This window comes from Streptomyces profundus (assembly GCF_020740535.1).
Classification (GTDB): domain Bacteria; phylum Actinomycetota; class Actinomycetes; order Streptomycetales; family Streptomycetaceae; genus Streptomyces; species Streptomyces profundus.
Genome location: NZ_CP082362.1, coordinates 6,002,192 through 6,015,373, shown reverse-complemented (window position 1 = coordinate 6,015,373; position 13,182 = coordinate 6,002,192). Strand labels below are relative to the sequence as shown.

1 protein-coding gene is annotated in these 13,182 nt (G+C 72.2%); it reads right to left on the bottom strand.

Going from position 1 to position 13,182, the window contains the following annotated elements; translation table 11 throughout:
* Positions 1–27 precede the first annotated feature (27 nt).
* The gene (locus tag K4G22_RS26080; RefSeq protein ID WP_322785137.1) at positions 28–13,176 is read right to left on the bottom strand and encodes a type I polyketide synthase; all 13,149 of its coding nucleotides are present in this window, start codon (positions 13,174–13,176) and stop codon (positions 28–30) included.
* Positions 13,177–13,182 lie beyond the last annotated feature (6 nt).

The window sequence follows — 13,182 nt, the reverse complement described above, 5'->3', positions numbered from 1 at the left end:
ACCCCTAACCGCGCCGGATCGCGCGGGTCACTGCCCGGCGCCTGACTCCCTGCCGAACTCCTCGTTGATAAAGGCGAAGATCTCGTCGTCGGTCGCTGAGTCGAGATCCGTGGCCGCGTCCGCGCCGCCCGGCTCCGTGTTGTTCCACTTCGCCATGAGGGCGTTGAGCCGGGCGGTGATCTTCGTCCGGGTCAGGTTGTCGGCTTCGAGACCGACCAGGCCGACCTCAAGACGTTCCAGGTCGTCCAGCACCGAACCCCCGCTCTCCGGGGCGAGTTCGGCGCGCAGGTGCTTGGCGAGAACCGCCGTGTTCGGCTGGTCGAAGACGATGGTCGCCGGTAGCCGCAGACCGGTGGCGGTGCCCAGGGCGTTGCGCAGTTCCACCGCGGTCAGCGAGTCGAACCCCAGGTCCCTGAAGGCGCGTTCGGCATCGACGGCGCTCGGGTCTGGCAGCCCGAGCACGGCGGCGGCACGGGTCCTGATCATGTCGACCAGCAGCCGGTGCTGGTCCGCCTCGTTGAGCCGGGAGAGCTGGTCGGCGAGCGGGGGACCGCCGGGCGCCGCCGCCGTATCCGCCGTCCGCAGCGCGCGCACCTCGGGCACGTCGCTCAGCAGCGGGGACGGCCGGGCGGAGGTGAAGCCCGGGATGAACGCCGCCCAGTCCATGTCGGCGACGGCGAGCGCCGTGTCGTCCAGGTCGAGGGCCCGGTGCAGCGCGGAGATCGCCAGGTCGGGGCGCATCGGGGGGACGCCGCTGCGGCGCATGCGCTCGGCGGCGGAGCCGACCAGCCCGCCCTCGGCCCAGGGGCCCCACGCCACGGAGGTGGCGGTCAGCCCGGCGGCGCGGCGCCGCTGGGCGAGCGCGTCCAGATAGGCGTTGGCCGCCGCGTAGTTGCCCTGGCCCGGGCTGCCGAAGACCCCCGAGGTGGAGGAGAACAGCACGAACGCCGACAGTTCACGGTCCTTCGTCAGCTCGTGCAGATGGATCGCGGAGGCCACCTTGGGCCGGAAGACGGTCTCGAACCGCTCCGGTGTGAGCGAGGCGAGCACCCCGTCGTCCAGCACACCAGCGGTGTGGAAGACCGCGTCGACCTGGTGCTCGTCGAGCAGCACCGCGAGGGCGTCGCGGTCGGCGACGTCGCAGGAGGCGACGGTGACCCGGGCCCCGAGCCGCGTCAGTTCGTCCCGCAGCTCCGGGGCACCGGGCGCCGCCAGGCCGCGCCTACTGGTGAGCAGCAGATGCTCGGCGCCCAACTCGCCCAGCCAGCGGGCGAGACGACCGCCCAACGCGCCCGTGCCGCCGGTGATCAGAACGGTGCCCGACGGGTGCCAGGGCCGGCCGGCCCTGGTCGTGCCGGCCGGCACGAAGCGGCGGGCGAACGTTCCCGAAGGGCGGATCGCGAGCTGGTCCTCTCCCAGATCGCCGGCGAGGACGGAGACGAGCCGGCCGATCTCCGAAGTGCCGACCTCCGCCGGCAGATCCACCAGGCCGCCCCAGTTCTGCGGCTGCTCAAGGCCGGCCACCCGGCCCAGGCCCCAGATCGCCGCCTGGTCGGGCCGGATTCCGTCGGCCTGGTCGTGGCCACCGCCACCGACGGACACGCCCCCTCGGGTGAGGCACCAGAGCGGCGCGTCGACGGCGTCCTGTACCGCGCGGACCGTTCGGGTGAGCCCCGCGGTCACTCCGCTGCCGAGCGGGGTGTCGTCCAGCGCGAGCAACGACACCACGCCGGCGATCTCGCCGGTCGGCTCGTCGACGACCTCGGCGCCGTGGGCGCGCAGCCCGTCGACCACCGCGTCGACGAACTCGGTCTCCCGCTCCGGACGCAGCACCAGCCACCGTCCGCCGAGGACAGGCGCGGCGACGTCGGAGAGCTGCGTCCAGTCGACGCGGTAACGCCAGGAGTCGGCGGTCGACTTCTCCACCCGGTCCCGACGCCAGGAGGTGAGCGCGTCCCGCGCGGACTCGTCGAGCTCGATGTCCCCGTTCTCCACGGCCTCCCAGAACTCGCCATCGACGGCTTCCTGTTCGGCGGGGGCGAACTCGGGCCAGTAGCGCTGACGTTGGAACGGGTAGGTCGGCAGCTCGACCCGCCGTCCGCTCAACCCCCAGTCGACGTCCACGCCGTTGACGAAGGCTTCGCCCAGGGAGAGCAGCATCCGCTCCATACCACCCTGGTCACGCCGCAACGTGCCCAACACCACCGCCTCGGCCCCCGCGTCCTCCACCGTCTCCCGCAGACCAACGCCAAGGACCGGGTGGGCGGACACCTCGACAAAGGTGCTGAACCCGTCCGCGAGCAGCGCCTGGGTGGCGCCCTGGAAGTCGACCGTGTTCCGCAGATTCTCGAACCAGTACGCGGCGTTCAACCCCGCCGTGTCGATCAGGCCGCCCGTCAGCGCCGAGTAGAACGGCACCCGACCGGACTTGGGCGCGACCGGCGCCAGCACATCGAGCAGTTCGTCCCGGATCACCTCGACCTGAGCGGAGTGCGAGGCATAGTCCACGGCGATACGACGAGACCGCTCAACCGACCCCAACACCGTTTCCAAGCCGGCCACTTCACCGGCCACCACCACCGAGTTCGGACCGTTCACCGCCGCAACCGACACACCCACCGGCAACTCCAACTGATCCACCGGCAGCGGCACCGACACCATCCCACCACCACCAGCGAGCCGGCCAGCGATCAACCGCGACCGCAACGCCACCACCCGCGCACCATCCCCAAGAGACAACCCACCCGCCACCACCGCAGCGGCAATCTCCCCCTGCGAATGACCCACCACCGCAGAAGGCACCACACCAAACGACTCCCACACCCGCGCCAACGACACCATCACCGCCCACAACACCGGCTGCACCACATCAACCCGCGACAACAACCCCTCATCAGCGAGAGCTACCTCAAGGTCCCAGTCCACAAAAGGCTTCAGCGCCTCACCACACGCCAGCATCGACTCCCGGAACACCGGAGACGACTCCCACAACCCCGCCGCCATCCCCAACCACTGCGAACCCTGACCAGGGAAAACCATCACCACACCACCACCGACAGCACCAACGGACCCCGACACCACCGAAGCCGCCGGCACACCCGAAGCCAACGCCGCCAACCCCGCACGATCCCCGCCCACCACCACGGCCCGATGCTCAAACACCGAACGACCCGCCAACGAGAACGCCACATCGGCAACATCAGCATCCACCGACGCCAACCGACCAGCAGCCTCCCGCACCGCACCCACCGAACGCCCCGACAACACCCACGGCACCACACCCAACCCAGGCTCCGACACCGGAGCATCGCCAACCTCCGGCGCCTCCTCCACAATCACATGCGCGTTCGTCCCACTCATGCCGAAGGAGGAGACGCCCGCCCTTCTGGTGCTGCCCGAGTCCCAGGGACGGGTCTCGGTCAGCAACTCCACCGCGCCCTCCGACCAGTCGACATGGGGGGTGGGCTCGTCCACATGCAGCGTCTTCGGGAGCGTCCCGTTCCGCAGCGCCATCACCATCTTGATCACGCCGCCCACGCCGGCGGCGGCCTGGGTGTGGCCGATGTTCGACTTCAACGACCCCAGCCAGAGCGGACGTTCGGGGTCGCGGTCCTGGCCGTAGGTGGCCAGCAGCGCCTGCGCCTCGATCGGGTCGCCCAGCGTCGTCCCCGTGCCATGCGCCTCCACCACGTCCACATCGGCGGTCGTGAGCCCCGCCGACGCCAACGCCTGCCGGATCACCCGCTGTTGGGACGGACCGTTCGGCGCCGTCAGACCGTTGGACGCGCCGTCCTGGTTCACCGCCGAACCGGCCACCACGGCAAGCACCGGATGCCCGTTCCGCCGCGCGTCCGACAACCGCTCCAGCACCAGCATCCCCGCGCCCTCGCCCCAGCCGGCGCCGTCGGCCGCCGCCGCGAACGACTTGCACCGCCCGTCCTCGGAGAGCGCGCGCTGCCGCGAGAACTCCACGAACCCGACGGGGGTCGACAGCACGGTCACCCCGCCGGCCAGCGCGAGGGAGCACTCCCCCTGGCGCAGCGCCTGCGCGGCCAGATGCAACGTGACCAGCGAGGAGGAGCAGGCGGTGTCCACCGTGACGGCCGGGCCCTCAAGGCCGAGGGTGTAGGACACCCGGCCGGAGAGCACGCTGGGCGAGTTGCCGGTGCTGACATAGCCCTCGAACTCCGAGCTGTTGGACGCGGCGCCGAGCAGCGCGCTGTAGTCCTGATAGGTCACCCCGGCGAAGACTCCGGTGCCGCTGCCGCGCAGCGTCACCGGGTCGATGCCGGCGCGTTCGACGGCCTCCCAGCTCGTCTCCAGCAGCAGCCGCTGCTGCGGGTCCATCGCGAGCGCCTCGCGCGGCGAGATCCCGAAGAAGCTCGCGTCGAACTGCGAGGCGCTGTCCAGGAAGCCGCCCTCGCGGGTGTAGCTGGTGCCGGGCTTCTCGTAGTCGGTGTCGTAGAGGGCGTCGAGATCCCACCCACGGTCGGTGGGGAAGCCGGCGACGGCGTCCTGTCCCTCGGCGACCAGCCGCCAGAGGTCCTCCGGCGATCCCACCCCGCCGGGGAAGCGGCAGCCCATGCCGACGATCGCGATCAGCTCGTCGCCGTCGGTGTGCCGTCGCACGTCGATCTCGCCGGCGGTGCCCGCGCGTCGGGCGATCAGATCGTCGAGGTGCAGGGCGAGACCCAGCGCTGACGGGTAGTCGAAGACGAGGGTGGCGGGCAGCCGTACGCCGGTGGCGGCGGTGAGCCGGTTGCGCAGTTCGACGGCCGTCAACGAGTCGAAGCCGAGGTCACGGAAGGCTCGCGCGACGTCGATGGCCTGGGGCGACGGGTGCCCGAGCACCGCCGCGGCCTCCTCGCGCACCAGCTCGACCAGCGCGTCCTTGATCTCCTGGGCGTCCAGCCCGGCGAACCGCTCGTCAAGAGCCCCGGCGCCCTCGTCCGCGTCGGACCGCACCGTGAGCGCCTCGCGGACCTCGGGCAGTTCGGACAGCAGCGGGCTGCGGCGGACCGCGGTGACCAGCGGCGCGAACCGTGCCCAGTCGACGTCGGCGACGGTCACCGCGGCTTCGTCGCGGTCCAGCACCCGCTGGAGTTCGGCGACGGCGTCTGCTGGCGCGAGGGCACGCAGGCCCTGTTCGCGGAGCCGGTCGGCGTCCAGCGGGCTGTCGTCGAGCTCCCATGGCGCCCAGGCCACCGAGGTAGCGCGCCAGCCTCGCGCGCGCCGGGCGTGCACGACCGCCTCCGCGCCGGCGTGTGCGGCGGCGTAGGCGCCAAGGCCGGGGTTGCCCCAGGTGGCGGCGGTGGAGGAGAAGACGACAAACGCGTCGAGAGAGTCCCCGAGCAACTGGTCGAGGAGGCGCACGGGCGTGGCCTTGGCGGCCATCGCCTCGGCGAGGCGGCGCGGCGTCAGCGCGGACAGGGGCGTGGGCTCGTAGAGCGCGCCGGCGTACACCACCGCGCGGACCGGGGTCCCCTCGTCGGCGAGGCGGGTCACCAACTCCTCGGTCCGGGCGGGGTCGTCGAGCGTGACGACCCGGTCGGCGCCGTTGCCGAGCAGCCAGTCGGTGATGATCTCGCCGTGCGCGCCGCCGGTGACCAGCACGGTGCCGCTGGGGCGCCACGCCGCGTTCTCCCCGGTGGGGACGCCCGTGTCGGTGACCCGCACCAGCCGGCGGGCGAAGGCACCTGACGTGCGGATCGCGACCTGGTCCTCGCCTTGCCCGGCGAGCACAGCGGCCAGCCTCGCGCGCGCCCGGACGTCCGGGTTCGCGGGCAGATCCACCAGCCCGCCCCACCGCTGCGGGTGTTCGAGCGCGGCCACCCGGCCCATGCCCCAGACGGCGGCCTGGTCCGGGTCGACGACCGGATCGTCGCCGAGGCCGGTGGCGACCGCGCCCTCGGTCAGGCACCACAGCGGCGCGTCGATCGCGGCCTCGTCCATCGCCTGAAGCAGCGCGAGCAGTTCGGCAGGATCGGCGACGGTGGCCAACACGCCGTCCGCCGGGGCGAGTTCGGCTGGGCCGTCGACTCGTCGGAGCTCCGCTCCATGGTCGGCGAGGGCGGCGAGACCTGGGTGGCCCTCGGGGCCGACCAACAGCCAGGTGCCGCTGAGGCGCGGCGCGGGCGCGTCGTCCAGGCTCTGCCAGCGGTCCCGGTAGCGGATACCGGCCGTCGCCTGGCCGAACGTGGGCCAGAAGCCCTGGCGTTGGAAGGCGTAGGTGGGCAGGTCGACGCGGCGGGCCCCGGTGCCGGCGAAGACGGCGGGCCAGTCCACCCCGGCGCCCTGGGCGAAGAGCGTGCCGACGCCGGTCAGCAGCGTCTCGACCTCGGGCCGGTTCTTACGCAGCGCCGGCGTTCCCTCGGCCATGGCGGAGAGCACCCCGTCCGGGCCGATCTCCAGGAACGAGGTCGTCCCCTGGCCGCGCAGCCACTCCACGGCGTCATGGAAGCGGACGGCCTCCCGGACGTGCCGCACCCAATAGGCGGCATCCGTCTGAACCGGCTGCCCCGCGATCGGAATCTGAGCCGGACGGTAGGTGAGCGTCTCGGCGACCGCGCGGAACTCCGCCAGCATCGGGTCCATCAGATGCGAGTGGAACGCGTGGCTGACCGAAAGCCGCTTGTGCTTCCACCGCCCCGCCAACTCCACCACAGCCGCCTCATCACCCGAAAGCACCACCGCATCAGGCCCGTTGACGGCGGCGATCCCCACCCCGTCGACCAGCAGCGGAAGAACCTCGGCCTCCGGCGCCTGGACGGCCACCATCGCGCCGCCCTCGGGCAGCGCACCCATCAACCGACCCCGAGCCGCCACCAGCACACAGGCGTCGTCCAGCGACAACACCCCCGCCACATGAGCGGCGGCGATCTCACCGATCGAATGCCCCGCCAAGAACTCCGGCCGCACCCCCCAGGCTTCCACCAACCGGAACAACGCCACCTCAACAGCGAACAACCCCGCCTGAGTGAACTCCGTCCGGTCCAGCAGCGCGGCGTCATCCCCGAACACCACCTCCCGCAACGGACGCGACAACTCACCGTCCAGCTGGGCGGCCACCGCGTCGAACGCGTCCGCGAAGACCGGGAACGCCTCATACAACTCCCGGCCCATGCCGGGGCGTTGACTGCCCTGACCGGAGAAGAGAAAGGCGCGGGCGCCCGGCACGGCTGCGGGAGCGCCGTCGCGCGCCACGGCGGCGAGGCCGGCCAGCGCCGTCTCCCGGTCGCCCGCGACGACGACGGCCCTGTCATCCAGGTCAGCACGTCCCGTCGCGGCGGAGAAGGCCACGTCGAGCACGGTGCTGGTCGGGTCGCTCTCCCAGTGCGCCAGCAGCCGGGCGGCCTGGGCGCGCAGCGCCTCGGACCCGCGGGCGGAGACGACGATCGGCAGGGCGGGCAGCGGCCTCGGCGCCTCCGGACGAACGGTCGGCTCTTCCCCGGCCGCCTCCTCGATGACCACATGCGCGTTGGTGCCGCTGATCCCGAAGGAGGACACCGCCGCCCGGCGCGGCCCGTCGGTCACCCAGTCGCGCGCCTCGGCGAGCAGCTCGACGGCGCCGGCTGACCAGTCCACATGCGGCGTCGGCTGATCCACATGGAGGGTGCGGGGCAGCACGCCGTTGCGTATCGCCATGACCATCTTGATGACGCCTGCGACGCCAGCGGCGGCCTGGGTGTGCCCGATGTTGGACTTCACCGAGCCAAGCCACAGCGGCCGGTCCGCGTCCCGGTCCTGCCCATAGGTGGCCAGCAGCGCCTGCGCCTCGATGGGGTCGCCCAGCGTGGTGCCCGTGCCATGCGCCTCGACGATGTCGATCTCGTCGGGGGTGAGGCGGGCGTTGGCCAACGCCTGCCGGATCACCCGCTGTTGGGACGGACCGTTCGGCGCCGTCAGACCGTTCGAGGCGCCGTCCTGGTTCACCGCCGAACCGCGCAGCACGGCGAGCACCGGATGCCCGTTGCGGCGCGCGTCCGACAGCCGCTCCACCAGCAGCAGGCCGACCCCCTCGCCCCAGCCCGTGCCGTCGGCCGCCGCCGCGAACGACTTGACGCGGCCGTCCACGGCGAGGCCGCGCTGGCGGCTGAAGTCGAGGAACGCGCCGGGCGTGGACATGATGGTGGCACCGCCGGCGATGGCCAGGGAGCACTCCCCGGCGCGCAGCGCCCGCATCGCCAGGTGGAGGGCGACCAGCGAGGAGGAGCACGCCGTGTCGACGGTCAGCGCGGGGCCCTCAAGGCCAAGGGTGTAGGAGATGCGGCCGGAGAAGACAGCGGCGGCGTTGCCGGTCCCGATATAGCCCTCGACCTGCTCCTCGCTGTTGAGCAGCATCGGCAGGTAGTCCTGACCGTTGGTGCCGGCGAAGACCCCGGTGTCGCTGCCGCGCAGGCTGACGGGATCGATGCCGGCCCGTTCCAGGGCCTCCCAGGCGGTCTCCAGCAGCAGCCGCTGCTGGGGGTCCATCGCGAGGGCCTCGCGCGGCGAGATCCCGAAGAACGCCGGGTCGAACTCGCCCGCGTCATGCAGGAATCCGCCCTCGCGCGCATAGGTGGTGCCGGCGTTGTCGGGGTCGGGGTCGTAGAGGGCGTCCACGTCCCAGCCCCGGTTGGTCGGCAGCCCCGTGACGGCGTCGGCGCCGGCGGCGACCAGCTCCCACAGCTGCTCCGGGGAGCCGACGCCGCCGGGGAAGCGGCAGCTCATGGAGACGATGGCGATCGGCTCGTCGTCCGCACCGCCGTGGGCCGAGGCGTCGGTGACCGTCGCCTGACCGAGGAGTTCGGCCAGCAGATGGCCGGCGAGGGCGGTGGGCGTGGGGTGGTCGAAGATCAGGGTGGCTGGCAGCGGAAGTCCGGTTTCGGCGCTGAGCCGACCGCGCAGTTCCACGGCGGTGAGGGAGTCGAAGCCCAGCTCGCGGAAGGCCCGGCCGGCGGCGACGGCCTCCGCGTCGGCGTGGCCGAGCACGGCCGCGGCCTCGGCACGGACCAGGGTGACCAGCTGCCGTTCCCGCTCGGCGGCGGGCAGCGCGGCCAGCCGAGCGGCGAGCTCCGAGCCGTGCCCGGTGGCCGCCGGCGTCGCCAACGCCTCGCGTGCCGCCGGCAGTTCGTCGAAGAGCGGCCGGGTCCTCGCGGACGCGAAGGCGGGCGCGAAGACCGACCAGTCCACGTCGGCGACGGTCAGCAGCGTCTGGTTCTCGTCGAGGGCACGTTGGAGCGCGGCGACGGCCAGCCGCGGTTCGAGGGCACGCAGACCGCGCCGCCGCAGCCCGTCACCCTCCTCGACCGCCATACCGCCACCCGCCCAGGGACCCCAGGCGATCGACGTCGCGGCCAGACCACGAGCCCGACGACGCTCCGCCAGACCGTCCAGGAACGCGTTCGCCGCCGCATAGGCACCCCCACCACCACTCCCCCACACACCAGCGATCGACGAGAACAACACAAACGCGTCCAACTCCCGCTCACCCAACAACTCATCCAGATGACCGGCACCCACCGCCTTCGCCGCCAACACCTCCGCCAACTCCCCGGCCGACAACTCGGCCAGCGGCGCCGACCGGCTCACCCCGGCCGCATGCACCACGGCCGTCAACCCGGGAAGCCCCGCCAACAACCCCGCCACCGCATCCCGGTCGGCCAGATCACACGCCACCGCCCGGATCCCCGACGGCAGGCCATCGGCCACACCACTACGGCTGGCCAACACCACATCCTCGGCACCACCCGCCCGCAACCAGTCGGCGACCTCCCGACCCAACGCCCCGGTACCACCCGTCACCAACACCGTGCCACGCGGTCGCCACGTTCCACCCGCGGTGATGGGCTCGTGGGACGCGTGGACCAGTCGGCGCGCAAAGACGCCGGCGGACCGGATGGCCACCTCGTCCTCGGTGCCGGCGAGCACCGACGCCAGCCTGGCGCCCGAACGCTGGTCCAGCCGCTCCGGCAGGTCGACCAGACCGCCCCAGTGCTCGGGGCGCTCCAGGCCGATCACCCGGCCCAGGCCCCAGAGCGCCGTCCCCCACGGGTCCGGGGCCCGATCGGACCGGCCCACGGATACGGCGCCCGATGTCGCGATCCACAGCGGAACCTCAAGTCCGCGCGCCAGCTCGACGGTGGCCGCGACGTCGGTGAGCAGCGAGATGACACCGTCGACGGCGCCCAACGCGGGCAGCGCGTGCGGCTCGGCGACCACGGACTCGGCGCCGTGCGCGGCGAGCAGGCCACCGATCTCCTCGGCGCGCTCTGATCCGGCCGGGGCCACGATGACCCACCGCCCGGAGAGAGCCGAAGAACCGGCGTCGGTGCGCGGCTTCCAGATGGTCCGGTAGCGCCAGGAGTCGAGGACGGACTCCTGCTGGCGCTGCCGCTTCCAGGCGGAGAGGGCGGGCACCACGGCGCCAAGGGCCTGGGCCTCGATATCGAGGGTGGCGGCCAGCCCGTCGGTGTCCTCGCGCTCGATGGCCTCCCAGAAGGCGGATTCGACCGCGTCGACCGGGGCGCCTCCGGTGAGGGTGGTGAAGGACGTGGGCCAGTAACGCTGGCGTTGGAAGGCGTAGGTGGGCAGGTCGACGCGGCGGGCCCCGGTGCCGGCGAAGACGGCGGGCCAGTCCACCCCGGCGCCCCGGGTGAAGAGCGTGCCGACGGCGGTCAGCAGGGCCCGCGCCTCGGGGTGGTCCCCGCGCAGCGCCGGCGTTCCCTCGGCCATCGCGGAGAGCACCCCGTCGGGGCCGATCTCCAGGAACGTGCCCACGCCCTGATCGCGCAGCCACTCCACCCCGTCGTGGAAACGGACGGCCTCCCGGACATGCCGCACCCAGTACTCGGCGTCGACTATCGAAGGCTGCCCCGCGACCGGAATCTGAGCCGGGTGATACGTGAGCGTCTCCGCGACCGCGCGGAACGCGTCCAGCATCGGGTCCATCAGATGCGAATGGAACGCATGGCTGACCGAAAGCCGCTTGTGCTTCCACCGCCCCGCCAACCCCACCACAGCCGCCTCATCACCCGAAAGCACCACGGAATCAGGCCCATTGACCGCCGCGATATCGATGCCCTCGGTCAGCAGCGGCACCACCTCGGCCTCCGCAGCCTGCACCGCCACCATCGCGCCACCCTCAGGCAACGCACCCATCAACCGACCCCGAGCCGCCACCAGCACACAGGCGTCATCCAACGACAACACCCCCGCCACATGAGCGGCGGCGATCTCACCAATCGAATGCCCCGCCAAGAACTCCGGCCGCACCCCCCAGGCTTCCAGCAACCGGAACAACGCCACCTCAACGGCGAACAACCCCGCCTGAGTGAACTCCGTCCGATTCAACGTCGCCGCGTCATCCCCGAACACCACCTCAAGCACCGGCAGTTCGAACCGATCACAGACCGCGTCGAAGGCGTCCGCGAACACCGGAAACGCCCCATACAACTCCCGCCCCATACCGCACCGCTGACTCCCCTGACCCGAGAAGAGAAACGCCAACCGCTCCGACTCCTCCCCCACCACACCCCGCACCACCCCGGCCACCGAACGGCCATCCGCCAACGCCTCAAGACCAGCCACCAGACCATCCCGGTCCCCAGCCAGAACCATGGCACGGTGGTCAAGCGCCGCCCGGCTGGTCACGGCCGAGAACGCCACATCGGCCAGCGGGGCCTCGACCGCGTCAAGCAGCCGGCCGGCCTGCGCGGCCAACGCGGCCGGCGAGTGGCCGGAGACCAGCACCGGGTAGACGTCCAACGGCGTCCCCGCCGCCCCGGGCTCGACCGGCTTCTCGTCGGCGCGCTCGTCCTCCGGCGCCTGCTCGACGATCACATGCGCGTTGGTGCCGCTCATGCCGAAGGCGGACACCCCGGCCCGGCGCGGCCCGTCCGACTCCCAGGGCCGCGCCTCGGTGAGCAGCTCCACCGAGCCAGCCGACCAGTCCACCTGCGGTGACGGCTCGTCCACATGCAGGGTCTTCGGCAGCAGGCCGCTGCGGATGGCCATGACCACCTTGATGACCCCACCCACCCCGGCGGCGGATTGGGTGTGGCCGATGTTCGACTTCAACGAGCCCAGGGCCAGGGGACGTTGACGGTTCTGCCCGTAGGTCGCCAGCAGCGCCTGCGCCTCGATCGGATCGCCCAGCCTGGTGCCGGTGCCATGCGCCTCGACCAGGTCCACATCGGCGGTTGACAGGCCGGCGCTGACCAGCGCCTGGCGGATGACTCGCCGCTGCGACGGGCCGTTCGGCGCCGTCAGGCCGTTGGACGCGCCATCGGAGTTGACCGCCGAGCCGCGCAGCACCGCCAGCACCGGATGCCCGTTGCGCCGCGCGTCCGACAGCCGCTCCACCAGCAGCAGACCGGCGCCCTCGCCCCAGCCCGTGCCGTCGGCCGCGCCGGCGAACGCCTTGCAGCGCCCGTCCTCGGCGAGCCCGCGCTGCCGGGAGAACTCGATAAACGTGCCAGGTGTGGCCATGATCGTCGCGCCGCCCGCCAGCGCCAGCGAGCACTCGCCCTGCCGCAGCGCCTGCGCGGCCAGATGCAGGGACACCAGCGAGGAGGAACAGGCGGTGTCCACCGTCACCGACGGGCCTTCGAGACCGAAGGTGTAGGACAGCCGGCCGGAGACGACACTGGCCGCGTTGCCCGTCCCGACATGCCCGCCCAGCTCGTCCTGCGCGAACATCAACAGCGCCGCGTAGTCCTGGCTGTTCGTCCCGACGAACACCCCGGTCCGGCTGCCGCGCAGGTCAACGGGGTCGATGCCGGCGCGCTCGACGGCCTCCCAGGCGGTCTCCAGCAGCAGCCGCTGCTGGGGGTCCATCGCGAGGGCCTCGCGCGGCGAGATCCCGAAGAACGCCGGGTCGAACTCGCCCGCGTCATGCAGGAATCCACCGACCCGGGTGTAGCTGGTGCCGGGACTGTCCGGATCGGGGCTGTACAGCGCGTCGGTGTCCCAGCCCCGGTCCGTCGGGAACTCCGAGACGGCGTCCTCTCCGTTGGCGACGAGTTCCCACAGATCCTCGGGGCCACGGACCCCGCCGGGGTAGCGGCACGCCATGCCGACGATGGCGATGGGTTCCTGATCCCGTGACTCGACCTCCTGCAGACGCGCACGAGTGCTGTGCAGATCCGCCGAGACGCGCTTGAGGTAGTCGAGCAGCTTCTCTTCATTTGTCGCCATTGCCAT

Bases quoted from the DNA above. Each gene is read 5' to 3' on its own strand.
- K4G22_RS26080 (WP_322785137.1), bottom strand. From the start codon at position 13,176: ATGGCGACAAATGAAGAGAAGCTGCTCGACTACCTCAAGCGCGTCTCG.